Raw genomic sequence first — 15,733 nt, forward strand, 5'->3', positions numbered from 1 at the left:
AATGACCGACCTGGGCCTGCGCAAAAACTCACATCGCCTGGAAAGGGTGGACGCTGAAATGCTTTCCTCCAGCCTGCCTGCGTTGATGTTACAGGCTGAAAAACTGGTAAACGGGTTTGATCCCGGAACACATGGTCGCCGCAAATCCGGCGTTGGCGAGGATTTCTGGCAGTTCAAATCATACGAACAGTCCGATCCATCCTCGAGCATCGATTGGCGACAGTCTGCCAAGCGTGATCAACTTTTCATTCGCCAGAATGAATTGGAAACGCCTGAAAGTGTGTGGTTCTGGTGCGATAACAGTCCCGGCATGGCGTTCAGTTCCAAAAACGCCATCCCGTCAAAGCTTTTCCAAAGTCGGGTTCTTACGCTTGCGACGGCTTTACTTCTCATGAAAGGCAGCGAAAATTTCGCATATATTGGCGGTCTGCAAAAAGCATCGCAGGGCCCCGTATCGTTTGAGCGCTTCACCGAAAATCTCCTTCGGTTGGACAGCAAGGACCTTGCAACATTGACAACTGGGCTTCGTTTACCCAAAAAAGCACGCGTCGTTTTGGTGAGCGATTTTCTATATCCGCAGGAACAGTTACAAAAATTCTTCAACATTCTTCAACAAACTGAAAATCGTGGTCTGTTAGTGCAGATCAATGATCCCGCTGAGATCGGCTTCCCATTTAAAGGCCGAATTCTTTTCAAGGGAATGAACGGTCCGCTTTCTGCCTTGTTTGGAAGATCTGAAAATATTCGCGACGAATATCTGGAAAAATTTCAGGCCCATCAAAATTTTCTCAAACAGGCTGCGCGCAAACTGCAATGGGATTATCTTGGCCATAATACAGAAAACCCAATGAGCGAGCCTCTTTCTTCCATCTTCTTTTCTTTGCAAAGGAAGACGAAATGACAGCCTTCTTGACTAGTCTGACATTCGCAACGCCTTGGATCCTCAGTGCCTTATTGATTTTACCTGCGATCTGGTGGCTGTTACGCCTTATGCCGCCTGCGCCGAAAAAGGTCCGTTTTCCCGCCATACAGTTTCTGTTACAGATCGCCGGAAAAGAAGAAAGCCGCGCCAAAATGCCTTTGTGGCTTCTGTTGCTGCGCCTGATGATCGCCGCGCTCGTCATTGTTGCGCTGGCAGGACCAAGCTTAAATAGAACCGAACTGACAGGAACAGACCGACCCATCGTGCTTTTTATCGACAACGATTGGCTAAGCGCCGGCAACTGGGACATCAAAGAAGCAACGCTAAACCGAATGGCGAAAGAATTTTATGCTCAGGACCGACTGGTCTATATCGTAACTACCGCGCATCCTCAGAATAATTCAGATTACTCTCTAAAAGCTGTCTCACCAGACAGTCTTTCAGCCATCAGCCGGCAGGTTCATCCTTTGTCTCAAGGGGTCGATCACCGCGTCTTTGAACAGTACTATCCAGCCCTTTCCCGCTTACAATCGCCAGAGATTTTCTGGTTTACAAATGGATATACGACGACAGGCTCTGAAACTGCGCTGATCGATGCGTTGGAGAAAATAGCCGATCTGGGCAGTTTGACTATCTATCGGGACAAGGAATTAATTGGACCGCCGATTATCCGCTCTGTGTCAAATTCAGGCGGCGGGATCACCGTTGAGATTACCCGCCCAGCAAACTCGCCCGCAAGGCCGTCTATGCTGCTGGCCCGATCAGAAAGTGGGAAAATTCTGGAGAAAATGCCCGTTGTCTTTGACGGCATAACGTCCCAATCCACCTCGGTGACATTTAAGCTCCCCAACGAAATCCGCAATGACCTGTCTAGGTTTGAGATCCAAAACAGTAAAAGCGCCGGATCTGTCTTTTTATTGGATGACCGTTGGAAACGACGCACGATCGGCCTTGTCACAAATAGCGCCGAAGAAGACACACCGTCCTTGCTTGAAGAAAACTATTATCTAGAAAATGCGTTGCTGCCTTTTTATGACATAAAGAAAAACACACTTTCCCAATTGATAGAGGAAGACCCAGCTTTAATTGCCATGAGGGATACAGCGGCCTTACCGGCAAAACAGTCTTCAATGCTTGAAAAATGGATCTCTGACGGGGGCATATTAATCCGATTTGCTGGACCGAAACTGGCGAACGCACGATCGGGCCTTCTTCCGGTTCCCTTGCGTGCCGGTAATCGTAATCTGGATGGCGCTATGTCTTGGGGCAAACCTGCAAAGCTGGGGAAAATGCCAGAAAACAGTCCCTTTTCCCACCTTACGGTCGATCCCGACATCACTGTTTCCAAACAGGTTCTTGCCAACCCTTCTCCGGAACTCAGTCAAAAAACGTGGGCGCAACTGGCCGACGGAACGCCGCTTGTAACGGCCGATGATCGCGGTCGCGGAAAGATCATCCTGTTTCATACGACGGCAAAAATGGCTTGGTCCGATCTGGCTATCTCCGGCTTATTTGTTGAAATGTTGCGGGAAATAAGTTTTCTGGGCTCTTTCTCACCCTCACAGTCAGCATCCGATGGGTTACTTGCCCCTCTTGCCTTGCTGGACGGCTTTGGACGACCGATTGATCTGGCGTCCCAACAATCCTTATCGCTTTCCTATCTGGACCCGCAGGCAACGGACAGAGGCTTATATGCTTCTGGATATTACGGATCACCTCAAAATCGTATCGCAAACAATGTCGGCCCGAATATCGACCGATATGAGCCGATTAACTTGACCAAGGTTACAGCGACAACACGGTTTTACGAAGAGGGAAAAAGCCTATCCTTAATGGCGCCCTTGTTATCTGCAGCTCTGGGTCTGATCCTGATCGACAGCCTGATCATGATATTTTTGCTGAACGGATCCCGTTTGCTAATTCGATCAGCATCGACCAAAGCCGTCATCATAACTTTCATTGCAAGTCTATCGGTTTTCCCAGCGAGCGATAGCTATGCAAAGGATGATCTTGACCGCCTACTGCAGGCAACATTGGAAACGCGGCTGGCCTATATCGTAACCGGTGATACCCAAATCGACGAAATGAGCAAAGCCGGTCTTACAGGTCTCAGCAAGCAACTCCGGCGGCGGACAGCTATAGAAGCAGCTCAACCTTTGCCTATTAAACTTGAACAGAATGAGTTGATTTTCTTTCCGATGATATACTGGCCGATCACGGCTGATTTTGAACCGGTCAGTGATCAAGCCATTGAAAAAATCAATCACTATCTGAAAATAGGTGGCACAATTCTGTTTGATACCCGAAACCAGCTTGCCGCCGGTGTCAGCAACGGAAATTTTACCCGAACCCCAGAAGGCATGAGACTTAGAAGTCTGTTATCCCGCCTTGATATTCAGCGATTAACGCAGGTTCCTACTGATCATGTTTTGACCCGATCTTTCTATTTGATGCAATCTTTTCCGGGCCGATATCACGATGGTGAGCTTTGGGTTGAAAATACCCTGAATGCTGCCGGAAATGACGGTGTTGCGTCTATTGTTGTTGGCAGTAATGACTGGGCCGCTGCCTGGGCGATAAATTTTGAAGGGCGTCCAGTGGCCGCCATGGTCCCCGGCGGTGAACGCCAACGGGAAATGGCGTTTCGCTTTGGTATCAATCTGGTAATGTACACGCTTGCAGGAAATTACAAAGCCGATCAGGTGCATATTCCCGCGATACTGGAAAGGCTTGGTCAATGAACGAAAGCCTGAATCTTCTCTTTGATCCCCTTGTCGATTATTCCCTTCTTTTAGTGATGATCGGTGCGGCCGTCCTGATCATTGCACTTTCCTACTGGCGCCAGGGACCGACATCTCTCCTTCGCGCAGCGTTTATCGTTAGCTTGCTGTTTGTGTTGGCAAATCCTTCTTTTATTTCAGAAACACGCCGATATCTGAAGGACACGGTGTTGATTGTGGTTGATGAAACAGATAGCCAGAAACAGGGGGAAAGAGAACAGCAAACGACTGCGGCGTTGCAGGCACTTTTGGCAAGGCTCGAAAAAATAAACGATCTGAATATTCTAAGGTCGACCGTCAGAAACAGCTTATCTGGCGAAGACGGTGACAAAACGCTGTTGTTTAAAGCCCAGAAAGAAATGTTGAAATCAATCCCGCCTTCTCAGGTTGCGGGAAGTATCTTCATCACTGATGGACAAGTACATGATCAACCGTCCGAATTAAACGGCTCAGGCCCCCTGCATGTTCTGCTGACTGGCAGTGAAGATGAGAAAGACAGGGTCCTTACTGTTGAAACGGCGCCGTCTTTTGGCATCGTCAACAAAGAAACAGTCATCAAAATCAAAACCGTAGATAAAGAGCCTGTAGAGACAGCAAAAACAATTGTTGCCGAGGTAAAACTCGACGGCAAGATCATCAAAAATGTGGCTGTCAGAACGGATCGGATCACCGACATAGCGATCACAATTCCCCATGGTGGCGCAAATTTTGTTGAAATTACTGTCCCGGAATTAGAAGGCGAAATCAGCCTTCAAAACAACAAGGCGTTTATTACCGTCAACGGTATTCGGGACAGGCTTAAAGTTCTGCTTGTCTCGGGTGAACCTCATATGGGAGAGCGGGGCTGGCGAAATATTCTCAAATCAGACCCGTCTGTGGATCTTGTGCATTTTACGATCCTTAGGCCCCCGGAAAAACAGGATGGCACACCGATTAACGAATTGTCCCTCATTCCGTTCCCAATTAACGAATTATTCGAACGGAAACTGGACGAATTTGATTTGATAATTTTTGATCGATACCGGCGGCGAGGTGTCCTGGCGCCCCCCTATCTTCGAAATATTGTAAATTACGTCATGAAGGGGGGCGCTCTTCTTGAAGCGGCGGGCCCTTCCTTTGCGACCTCTCTCAGCCTTTACAAAACACCGTTGTCGGACGTTCTTCCGGGGCAACCAACCGGGTCAGTCTTCAAGCAGGGGTTTGTGCCGCTACTGAGTGACACTGGCAAACGTCACCCGGTTACCGCCCGCCTATCAACCCCGAAAGAGCGCGAAAACTGGGGTCGCTGGTTTCGGATGATTGACACGAACGCGACTGCGGGCACCGTTTTAATGACCGGCCCGGCAGAGAAACCACTTCTGATCCTCGAACGCTACGGCGAAGGTCGGGTTGCCCAGATGCTGTCGGATCATGCTTGGTTATGGGGGAACGGATTTGAAGGCGGCGGCCCACAGGGAGAGTTGTTGAGGAGAATAGCCCACTGGTTGATGCAAGAGCCCGAGCTGGAGGAAGAAAGACTGATCGGTCGCGTAAACGCTGACCGACTTGAATTGGAACGCTGGTCGCTTGATGCAGGCCCCAAGACCGTCACTGTTGAAAAGCCAGATGGGACCACAGCGGAGGTCGCGCTTTCCAAGGACGAAAACGGGATTGATACCGGTTCGCTGGGTATAACATCGCCGGGTTTATACAGCCTTAGTTCAGATGCCCTTAAAACTCTGGTCGCAGTGGGTCGGTTAAATCCACTTGAAAGTCGGGACATCCGATCATCGGCTCTCCCACTGACGCCTTATATTCAGCAAACAGGCGGAACCATAAAACGAACGACAAACGGCGTCATACCGGAAATCAGGCGCACGTCACCAGATGGATTGCAAGCGGGACAAAATTGGATCGGCCTTCGGAAGAATAAAAGCTACGAAATTACAGGATATACAAGAACGGCTCTCACGCCACCAGCGATAGCGTTATCTTTGCTGCTTGGCATCCTATGCCTGGCATGGTGGCGAGAAAGTCGCTGATCCTACCCCCCCGTTTGAGGTTCCTTTACCGGCGACCACGCCGCTGACACCTTGTAGTGCGTTTTCCGCCAGTTCGGCCACCAGAAACCGATCGGGATCCACAGGGCCCGGCAAAGAAAGACCGGCATCAAAGGCTGACACAAAACCAAACCGTGCATAATAGTCTCGATCACCGACCAGAACGACAATCTTGTGCCCCGCGGCTTTCGCTTTTTGCATACTGTAGCGAATAAGTTCAACCCCGATCCCTTTTCCCTGTTGATCTGGGGTGACAACGATAGGCCCCAGAAGCAACGCCTCTGTTGTACCGCCCAGTGTCACGGGCCAATAACGAATACTTGCCAGCAAACTTTCGTCGTCTTTCGCGACAAAAGACAAGGCTTGTTCGGGATTTAGGTTTTCTCTTATTTTGTAGGCGGTTTTTTTGAACCTTTCCGGTCCAAAGCATACATCGAGGAGAATTTCAATGGCCGCAACATCCTGCGGCTGCTCGTCACAAATCTTATACATCGTCTTATCCTGGCAATAGAGTCTTTAAAACGCTCGATGCCCGGAAACGACTAGAAAACAGGCACGGCTATCGGTTTGCGCGTATTGGCGCTACCAGTCGTCGTCGTCGTATGATTTGTTTCTGTACCATGACTGCGATCTATCACGAAAATATTTGAAAATAAAGAAAATAAACTTGTCTTGCTTCAAACTGGCTCGCCCTGCTATTTTCTCACACAACTCGTTATCCAACTCTTTCCCCAGTAAAGTGGAGTTTTCTGCATGTTTTATGAAACAGCCAATCATCATGGCCTAAAGCACAACCCTTTCAAGGCTATCGTTTCCCCGCGCCCTATTGGCTGGGTCAGCAGCATGGATGCCCAAGGCAATCTTAACCTTGCACCGTTCAGCTTCTTCAATGCCATGTCAGATAACCCACCGACCGTTGTCCTTGGGTTTAATGGCAACCATTCAGAAGGGGGACCAAAAGATACATTGGCGAATATTGAGGCCTGCGGCGAATTTGTATGCAATGTTGTGACCTATGAAATTCGTGACGCCATGAACGCAACCTCGGAGATGGCGGCCAGAAGTGTCAATGAATTTGATCTTGGTGGTCTGACAGCCGCCCCTTCTTCTATGGTCAAACCGCCAAGGGTCCTCGAAAGTCCCGTGAATATGGAATGCAAATATTTGCAAACCATCGACCTTCCGTCTAATAATCCCGATCAACCCAACCGTATGGTTTTGGGACAGGTTGTTGGGATTCATATCAAGGATGAATTCATTACCGATGGGCTGCTAGACATGACAAAATTTCATCCTTTGGCCCGTCTGGGGTACAAGGATTACTCGGCTGTCATGGAAGTTTTCTCGTTGAACCGCCCTGATCAGGCGGCTCAGGAAAAACGGATGACTAAATAAACATTTAGACCCCGTACCATATCCCCCGAATTTCCCTGGCCAGTTTCTTTTGAATAGCCAGGGGAAAGTCGTTCAGATCATTGGCGACCTGAACAAAAGCGCCCCTGCCACCGATCAGGTTTTTCCGGTAATACTGATCCAGGTCGGGGGCCTCATTTAAAATTGCCAGTCCATTGATAACAACACCGTTTGCAACAACGGTTTCACGGATCGGCTCTAAGGATGGCCCAATGGAAATACGGCCATCACCGGACAGATCAATGACACGCCGGGCCGATTTATGCGGCGATGTGGCAAACTGCTGCCAGGCATGTTCCAGGGCAGGCGCAATTGCCGTACCGCCGAACGGAAAGCTGCGAGAGAGATAGTCAATCTTTTCGGCAAATTGTTCAGCGTCATTCACTGTGGACAGGGCCGTCCATCCAATAACCACCTTCTGTTCTTGCAGGCCCGCCCATTGGGTCATTAAAACGGCGATCTTTTTATGCACCCCTGATTGAATGGCCTGCTGCACCTCTGCACTTCGAAAGGCATTGGCATATCCGCGGATCTGAAGCCCGAATTCGTCGTAATTAATGCTTGAAGAAACATCAACGGCCAGCACAAGATGTAAATCAACGTCCTCGGCAACGGCGCGTGTTGATAAGAACGCACTCGTTCCGAACCAGCAGAAAAAACAGATTAAAAGGCTAAAACGCACGCAATATTCCTTCACCGACAATGCCGCCCTACTCTGCAAAGCCTTCATGTCAGAAATAGGGCTCCACAATTAAAAAAGGGCGGTGCAATACCGCCCTTTTATTTACCCCTTACCGGGTTCTCAAACTATCGATCAGTTCTGGTAGGAACAGTGATATCTGAGGTATGTAGGTCACCATTATCAGGAACAGCAACAACAGTGATAGCCAAGGCAGACAAGCCTTCACCACCCACACAATACTGCGCCCGGTAATTCCCGCCGTGACAAACAGGTTCAAGCCCACAGGCGGCGTAATCATGCCAATTTCCATATTCACAACCATGATGATCCCCAGATGAATGGGATCAATGCCGTACTGGAGGCCAATCGGAAACAGGATTGGCGCCATGATCAGCAGAATGGCGGAAGGTTCCATAAAGTTACCTGCGGCCAAAAGCAAGAGGTTCATAATGATCAGGAAACCCCATGCCGGCAATCCAAGCCCTGTAATCGCTTCGGCGATCACATGCGGGATTCTCTCGGACGTCAAAACATGTGCAAAAAGCATTGCGTTGGCGATAATGAAAAGCAGCATAAAGCTGACCTTGGCACCGTCCAGCACCACCTTCTGTACATCAGGCGCAAAAAATGCTTTTGGAATACCAACCATGATTTGCCAGGTATTTCTTACAATGGCTGAACCGGCATTCTCCCCTTCATAACGCCAGGGTATTTCCTTCAACGGTCCCATATCCCGGTAACCGGCAACGGCGATAATAAAGGCATAAATAGTGGAGACAGCCGCAGCTTCGGTCGGGCTTGCAATACCGCCGTAAATGGCCCCCAGGATGATGACAATGAGAATGATACCGCCAGACGCACTAAACGCCGCGGAGAAAAATTCTCTGGCGGATACGCGTTCCTGTGCAGGCAATCCCTTGATGCGCGCATAAATGTATATCGCCAACATCAAAATTGACCCCATCATGATGCCCGGGATAAACCCGGCCATAAACATCCGGGCTGCGGATACTTCGGTTGCCGCAGCATAGACCAGCATAACGATGGAGGGCGGGATCAGGATACCTAATGTTCCAGCATTTGAAATCACGCCTGCCGCGAATTCTTCCGGGTAACCGGTTTTGACCATACCTGCGATCACAATTGAGCCGATCGCGGCCACAGTGGCAGGTGAAGACCCCGACACAGCGGCAAACAGCATACAGGCCAGAACCGAAGCCATGGCGAGACCACCGCGAATGTGGCCAACGCCTGCGTTTGCAAATCGGATTAGCCGTTTAGCAACACCGCCAGTTGAAAGAAACGCACTGGATAAAACGAAGAACGGAATGGCCAGCAATGTGTAGTGATCAGTCAGGTTCTCAATAAATTTGAGTCCCATCGATGCGATACTGTCTCCAGAGAGATAGTAAATTGTAACGATACTGGAGAAACCGAGTGCGATGGCAATCGGCATCCCCATAAAGATGCCCAGAAACAGAAGTATGAAGAGAACGGCTGTAATCATCTGCCATCTCCTTCGTTTTTCTTAACTGGCTCAATATGGGCAATCTCTTCCAAAACTTCTTTAGCCTCATCAGCCAACTGAAATCCGATACTCTCTCCCTTGATGATTTTCCAAAGCAACTGAAGAAACCGAATGAAAAGAAGGCCAAACCCAACAACCAGAATGGAATGCGCCACCCATTTTTGGTACGGCAAGTCTTCAAGCTCCAGCCCGATTTTCTTCATCTTTTCAAGATAAACCCACGAGCCAGCAAACAGGAGACCGCAATAAAACAGACACATGCCAACGGCCGCAATTGAGACTAGTCGGTGGATATTTGGGGGAAGCAAGCGAACCAGCGCGTCTACGCCAATATGCGCGCCAACACGAACCCCGTAGGACGCGCCCAAGAGAACAAACCACGCAGAAGTTAACAGGGTTAGTTCCTGAAGCCAGAGAAACCCACTGTTAAAAACAAACCTCATAACGACCTCGACAAACACAAGCATCGTCATGATAACGAGAAGGAGGGAAATCAATCCCTCCTCCAAACGCTCGACATAGTGACGCACAATGGGCCCCCTTGTCTGAAATTTTCTAGGAACCGAGAATTAGTTGTTTGAAGCGACGGCAGCGTCGATCAAATCCTGACCAATCTCATCAGAGAATTTTGCCCAAACAGGTTTCATCGCTTCAACCCATTTTGCACGGTCAGCAGCGCTCAGATCCAGAATTTTACTACGTCCGGAATCGGCAATACGCTTGCGATCACTATTGACTTTTTCCGCAGCGATCTTGTTGCCGTGGGCAATTGCTTCATCCATAGAGGCTTTCAGAACCTTACGTGTGTCGTCCTCTAGCCCTTGCCAGAATTCAGCAGATGTTACGACAAGATAGTCGATCAAACCGTGGTTCGAAGCCGTAATATGATCCTGCACTTCAAAGAACTTCTTGGAATAGATATTTGACCAGGTATTTTCCTGACCATCAATTGCTTTTGTCTGCAACAGCAAGAAGACTTCTGAGAAAGGTTTTTTCAAAGGTGTTGCACCAACGGCCTCAAACTGGGCAGCCAGAACATCAGATGTCTGAATACGGAATTTCAGGCCGTCCGCATCTACAGGACTACGCAATTCGCGAGAAGCTGAAAGTTGCTTCAGTCCGTTATGAAGATATCCCAGTCCGATCAGACCTTTTTTCTCCATGGAATTCAGCAATTCCTGACCCTTGGGACCATTTTGGAATTTTTCAACTGCATCCATATCCTTAAAGAGGAACGGCAGATCAAAAACCTGAAGTTTTTTGGTGTATTTATTGAACTTGGACAAAGACGGGGCCGCGATCTGAACGTCCCCAAGAAGCATCGCTTCCAATACCTTACCATCGCCAAATAACTGAGAGTTAGGGAAAACTTCGACAACGACTTTTCCAGGAAGACGGGCTTCTGCCAGTTCCTTGAACTTCAGAGCCATCTGCCCTTTCGGTGTATTTTCCGCCACAACATGTGAAAATTTAATTTTAATTGGTTCAGCTTGTGCAACAAATCCTGCAAGCATCACACCAGCCGCGACTGCAGCTCCAATAAAAAGGCGCATTGTTTTCTCCTCTGTCAACTATTCTACTTTTTTATGAAAATTGGCTGTTTTTCACAGCACTTGTCATCAAAATGACTGGAATACAGCTTTCTGATACTTATTATATAGTGGGAGAATAGCGCCTAATTGTTCATTTTGCGAGTAGATTTGTTTGCAAAGTTGCAGCTTTATCCCATATTCCCTTTCTATTATCGGATTAATTGTTGGTAATATCTTGCGATGAATTTTGACAAAGCCTTCTTTGTGACACACAGTTATGGCAAGATATCCATAACGATCCAAAGCGTTTTATTGGCCATGTGGCCAACACCATACATACGCGATCCAATACTGGGGTGAACTAATGAAAAAGGTCTTTTACGGTATTCTGGGCATTGTTGTTCTACTTATCGTGGCTGTTGTCGCAATACCATTTCTGGTACCTGCAGAACGGCTGAAAGAAGAACTCATACTAGCCGTTAATGATGCAACGGGACGAACACTGTCTATCGATGGCGATTTCAACGTCAGCGTTTTCCCAACACTGGGCGTCAATGCTTCGACGGTTTCTCTTTCCAACGCCCCGAGTAGTAATGAACCGAATATGGTTAGCATTGATACGCTGACAGTTGAACTTGCTGTCCTTCCGATCCTTACAGGTCAGGTGCAGGTGGACAAATTTGTTCTCAACAAGCCTGTCATCTATTTAGAAAGTGATAAAAAGGGGAATAAAAACTGGGAATTCTCCAGCCCGGCGGGAACAGCTTCAGGAACTTCGGACGCCAAAACGGAGAGTAGTTCCGACTCTTCAGGCGGTGATTTGGGAATTAGTGATCTGAATTTGGGTGACGTGCAAATCATTGGCGGAGCCCTGACCTACAATGACCAGAAAACTGGTGATGTCCAAATACTCTCGGATATTAATATTGCGCTGATACTCACCGGACTGGACGCCCCGTTTAAAGCCGCAGGCAATGCCGTTTGGAATGCCGAAAAAGTAGATTTTGAGACCGAAATCGGAGCTTTGAGAGCGGTTCTTGAAAACAAACCAACAAGCCTGAAGTCATCCGTTACTTCTTCAAAGGTTACCTTTACTCTGGACGGCGGTATCGACGCCACGCAGCCTCTTAAATTAAATGGCAAAACCGACCTCAATATTCCATCATTAAAAGATCTTACGGCCTGGGTTGGCCAGCCAATGGAAGCAAAAGAGGGGACCTTTGGTCTGGTTTCAGTTAAAGGCGATGTCAGTATCAATGATACGGCTTACGCGTTTAAAAATGCGACTTTGGTGTTTGACAAAATAAACGGGAACGGAGACTTTTCAGTCAATCTTGGAAAGAAAATCCCTTATCTTGAAGGGCGGCTGGATATCGTAGAACTGGATATCAATCCTTATCTGCCCGAGAATGCGGGGACCGAACAAAATGCCGCGTCTGACACGTCCGCACCAGCAAAAACCGCCAGCGACCAAAAATGGGACGACAACCCCATAGATTTTTCTGGTTTGAAATCGGCCAATGCAAAATTCGATTTGTCTGTCGGAAAAATATTGGTTCAAAAAGTAAAGATCGGCAAAAGCAGTGTTGCAACGAAATTGCAAGATGGCGTTCTTAATGTCGATTTGACAGAACTTGATTTGTACGATGGAAAGGGCGTCGGGTCAGTCATGCTGGATGCTCGCAACCCAACTGCTAAAGTCACGAAATCCTTCTCGTTACAAGGCATACAACTCTTACCGATGCTGACAGACGCCGCTGACTTCGACAAACTCGAAGGCACTGGTAAAATCGATCTCAAAATCAATGCGACGGGCAAATCCCAAAAAGATTTTGTCGAAGCATTGAACGGCAATGGGCAGATCCTGTTTGAAAATGGTGCCATCTCCGGCATTAATCTGGCCGCAATGGCGCGTAATGTTACCAGCGCCTTTACCGATAGTGGTGGCACCCAGAAAACAGATTTTGCTGAACTTTCCGGCACATTCACAATTGTAAATGGTTTGTTGAAAAACAATGATCTGAAAATGCTCAATCCTTTTGTTCGCATCACCGGTAAAGGGGATGTGAATATGCCACCCAAAACATTGGATTACCGTGTGGAACCCAAATTGGTCGCGACAACTGAAGGGCAAGGTGGCAAGGATGCAACCGGTCTTGTTGTCCCGATCAAAATTTCCGGCTCCTGGGAAGATCCAAAATTTGCACCAGACCTTGCGGGCGCAATTACAAATATCGCTGACCCTGCAAAGCTTAAAGAAGGGCTGGAAACCAAAGGCAAAGAAGAGCTGAAGAAAACCTTGGGTGATACTCTTGGGAAAACCCTGGGCGGCTTTCTGGGAAAGAAAGACTGATCCAACTTCTTAAAGTCAACAAAGTAAGCCATGGCCGCCGACCCGGGGGTCATGGTTTTTTTGTACTGAATGCCAGAATTTCCTAGATTATCAATCTGGGAAATCTTCTGTTTCCGCTTTTCGTCCGCAGTCCATTTCAAGCCTTGAATTTCAGATGACGGGCCAACTTGCGTCCAGTAGACTGGGTTCCGTCGTCACGAGCCACCCCACCGGAGCCGACCCAAACAAGGGCACCATCGAAGGTACCATATGATAGACTACATATTCGGCGCGATCGCATCACTTTGCCTTCTGGCCAGTTTACTTCCCCTGTTACCCATCAGTCATGGGGTCGTGCGGGTCTTCGATTTCGGACGCTTGCAAATTGCCACCATTGCAATTCTAACGGCTATTATCCTTTCTCTTTCACAGCCAGACGACAGCTTGGATCTTGTCTTTTTGGTCATGCTTCTCAGTACTTTTATTATTCAGGCGGTTTTTATCATTCGGTTCACACCGCTTTGGTTCAAACAATCGGCGAAATCCAATACGACTTCGGATGATGGGACGGTCATCCGGTTTCTTATTTGTAATGTGAAACAGGGCAATCGTGACTATTCAAAGCTTATCGAGCTCCTCCGTGAATGTGAGCCGGATATCTTCATCCTTATGGAAACTGATCAGGCTTGGACTGACGCGATTAACGACGCTTTCTCACACTATCCCCACACGCTGACATGCCCACAGGATAACAGTTACGGGATGTTTCTTGCCTCTCGTCTCGACATGATTTCAGGTGACATAAAATTCTTGCTGAACGACAAAATACCCAGTTTTCATTGCACGTTTCAAAACGAGGATGATCAACAATTTGACCTCATTTCAATCCATCCCGATCCACCGGTTCCAAACAGCGATACAAAGGGCCGCGACGCCGAAATTTTGATCGCTGGTAAAATTGCCATTGATCGGAAACGCCCGATGATCATTACAGGTGATCTAAATGATGTTGCATGGTCTACAACCACTCGTCGTTTCATGAGACTGTCTCAACTGCTTGATCCAAGGCAAGGACGGGGCATGTACAATTCCTTCGATGCCCGGTTTCCCTTTTTACGGTGGCCATTGGACCATATTTTTCATTCTGAAGAATTTGAACTCGTCAATATAATGCGGCAACCCTTTATAGGATCAGACCACTTTCCCATGATGTATGAGCTTGCCCTGAATTTTAGTGCCAAAAACACCACGCCGCCCGACGCAACCAAGAATGATTTCGACGAAGCGAATGAGGTAATTGACACAGAAAAAAAACGGGATCGCAATCCTGTGGGTGAAGACTGGGAGAAATAAAATAACCCGCCTTGTTACATCAGGGATGGCAAACGTCCCCCATTGCAAAGAGCAATAAACAAAAAAAGGGCGCCGAGCGCCCTTTTCTACTGAATGGAAAAACTTAAGCTTTCTTAGCCGCCCGCTCTTCAACAGGCCCCCCTTGATCCCGCCACGCACCGAAACCACCGTCGATATGCGCCACGTTATCCAACCCCATTTCCTTTACCGTCGCGGTGGCAAGCGCAGACCGCCAGCCTGCTGCACAGAAAAAGATCAGTTTTTTACCACTTGCAAACACATCTCTGTGATACGGGCTTTCAGGGTCAACCCAGAATTCGAGCATACCGCGCGGCGCGTGTACCGCACCCGGAACCTGCCCTTCACGCTCCAATTCCCTTACGTCACGGATATCAACAAATGTGACTTCTTCCTGACCATGCAATGCAATTGCATCCGCAGTTGTCAGGGTTTCAATTTTTTCATTTGCGGCCGCAACCATCTGTTTGACTGTTTTTTTCATTTTATTCTCCAGACTTGTGGCTATACTTAACACTTGATCCTTGCCAATGAATGCTACAATCTCACGATCAGGGATGCCAGCAGATAAAAGCAAAAACACAAAGAGGAAATCATGGATCTTTCATTTACCCCCAAAGACAATGAATTCCGTCAGGAAGTCATCGAGTTTATCAATGACAATTTTGACGACGATCTCCAGAAAAAAATGGCAGATACACGCAATAGCTATTTACCCCGCGAAGATCATGTTCGCTGGCAAAATGCCCTTGCAAAAAAAGGCTGGTTGACACCTGAATGGCCTGTAGAATTTGGCGGCACCGGTTGGTCCACCACGCAAAAATACATTTTCGAGACCGAAATGGCGAATGCAAACGCTCCTGGCGTTATTCCGTTCGGCATCAAAATGTGTGCGCCGGTCATTTTGAAATTTGGAACGGATGAGCAAAAACGTCGGTTCCTGCCAAGGATGCAGACAAACGAAGACTGGTGGTGCCAGGGGTATTCTGAACCTGGTTCAGGCTCAGATCTGGCGTCCCTTCAAATGAAAGCCGAAGATAAGGGCGATCATTTTCTGTGCAATGGTTCAAAAATCTGGACAACTCTTGCTCAATACGCAGATTGGATTTTCTGCCTTGTACGTACCTCCACAGA

Annotated in this window: 13 protein-coding genes; 7 read left to right on the forward strand and 6 right to left on the reverse strand. The window is 48.1% G+C overall.

What is annotated here, in order from left to right:
* The first annotated feature begins 1 nt into the window (after window position 1).
* Genes ACJAYR_RS06340 through ACJAYR_RS06350 form a run of 3 tightly spaced genes read left to right on the forward strand, consistent with a single transcriptional unit; the run spans window position 2 to window position 5,723 of the window.
* The gene (locus ACJAYR_RS06340; protein ID WP_415235821.1) at window positions 2–901 is read left to right on the forward strand and encodes a DUF58 domain-containing protein; all 900 of its coding nucleotides are present in this window, start codon (window positions 2–4) and stop codon (window positions 899–901) included.
* The gene (locus ACJAYR_RS06345) at window positions 898–3,663 is read left to right on the forward strand and encodes a DUF4159 domain-containing protein (protein ID WP_415235822.1); all 2,766 of its coding nucleotides are present in this window, start codon (window positions 898–900) and stop codon (window positions 3,661–3,663) included. Before ACJAYR_RS06340 ends, ACJAYR_RS06345 begins: the two co-directional genes overlap by 4 nt.
* A complete protein-coding gene (locus ACJAYR_RS06350; RefSeq protein ID WP_415235823.1) occupies window positions 3,660–5,723 on the forward strand; it encodes a hypothetical protein in 2,064 nt (687 codons plus the stop codon). The genes ACJAYR_RS06345 and ACJAYR_RS06350 overlap by 4 nt, the downstream gene beginning before the upstream one ends.
* On the opposite strand, the gene ACJAYR_RS06355 is transcribed toward ACJAYR_RS06350, so the two are convergent.
* Entirely contained in the window at window positions 5,691–6,233 is a 543-nt protein-coding gene (locus tag ACJAYR_RS06355; protein WP_415235824.1) for a GNAT family N-acetyltransferase, read from the reverse strand. The two genes, ACJAYR_RS06350 and ACJAYR_RS06355, sit on opposite strands and share 33 nt — an antisense overlap.
* 261 nt (window positions 6,234–6,494) lie before the next feature.
* Between ACJAYR_RS06355 and ACJAYR_RS06360 the strand changes: the two genes are divergently transcribed.
* Entirely contained in the window at window positions 6,495–7,136 is a 642-nt protein-coding gene (locus ACJAYR_RS06360) for a flavin reductase family protein (protein ID WP_415235825.1), read from the forward strand.
* Window positions 7,137–7,140: 4 nt separating this feature from the next.
* On the opposite strand, the gene ACJAYR_RS06365 is transcribed toward ACJAYR_RS06360, so the two are convergent.
* From ACJAYR_RS06365 to ACJAYR_RS06380, 4 genes are all read right to left on the reverse strand, one after another.
* The gene (locus ACJAYR_RS06365; RefSeq protein WP_415235826.1) at window positions 7,141–7,836 is read right to left on the reverse strand and encodes a DUF1194 domain-containing protein; all 696 of its coding nucleotides are present in this window, start codon (window positions 7,834–7,836) and stop codon (window positions 7,141–7,143) included.
* Window positions 7,837–7,945: 109 nt separating this feature from the next.
* A complete protein-coding gene (locus ACJAYR_RS06370) occupies window positions 7,946–9,343 on the reverse strand; it encodes a TRAP transporter large permease (protein ID WP_415235827.1) in 1,398 nt (465 codons plus the stop codon).
* Window positions 9,340–9,894, reverse strand: coding sequence for a TRAP transporter small permease (locus tag ACJAYR_RS06375; RefSeq protein WP_219821667.1), 555 nt, complete (start codon window positions 9,892–9,894; stop codon window positions 9,340–9,342). The genes ACJAYR_RS06370 and ACJAYR_RS06375 overlap by 4 nt, the downstream gene beginning before the upstream one ends.
* A 39-nt stretch (window positions 9,895–9,933) precedes the next feature.
* Window positions 9,934–10,917, reverse strand: coding sequence for a TRAP transporter substrate-binding protein (locus ACJAYR_RS06380; protein WP_415235828.1), 984 nt, complete (start codon window positions 10,915–10,917; stop codon window positions 9,934–9,936).
* A gap of 343 nt (window positions 10,918–11,260) precedes the next feature.
* On the opposite strand from ACJAYR_RS06380, the gene ACJAYR_RS06385 reads away from it, so the two are divergent.
* Window positions 11,261–13,249, forward strand: a complete 1,989-nt coding sequence (locus tag ACJAYR_RS06385) for an AsmA family protein (protein WP_415235829.1) — start codon at window positions 11,261–11,263, stop codon at window positions 13,247–13,249.
* 249 nt (window positions 13,250–13,498) lie between these two features.
* Window positions 13,499–14,581: an endonuclease/exonuclease/phosphatase family protein gene (locus ACJAYR_RS06390; RefSeq protein WP_415235830.1), complete on the forward strand. Its 1,083-nt coding sequence runs from the start codon at window positions 13,499–13,501 to the stop codon at window positions 14,579–14,581.
* A gap of 103 nt (window positions 14,582–14,684) precedes the next feature.
* On the opposite strand, the gene ACJAYR_RS06395 is transcribed toward ACJAYR_RS06390, so the two are convergent.
* Window positions 14,685–15,083: a rhodanese-like domain-containing protein gene (locus ACJAYR_RS06395; protein ID WP_415235831.1), complete on the reverse strand. Its 399-nt coding sequence runs from the start codon at window positions 15,081–15,083 to the stop codon at window positions 14,685–14,687.
* 111 nt (window positions 15,084–15,194) lie between these two features.
* Here ACJAYR_RS06395 and ACJAYR_RS06400 point away from each other — a divergent pair.
* The coding region (locus ACJAYR_RS06400; RefSeq protein WP_415235832.1) for an acyl-CoA dehydrogenase family protein at window positions 15,195–15,733 on the forward strand (539 nt) is incomplete at its 3' end.

The organism is Sneathiella sp. (assembly GCF_047631475.1).
Taxonomy (GTDB): domain Bacteria; phylum Pseudomonadota; class Alphaproteobacteria; order Sneathiellales; family Sneathiellaceae; genus Sneathiella.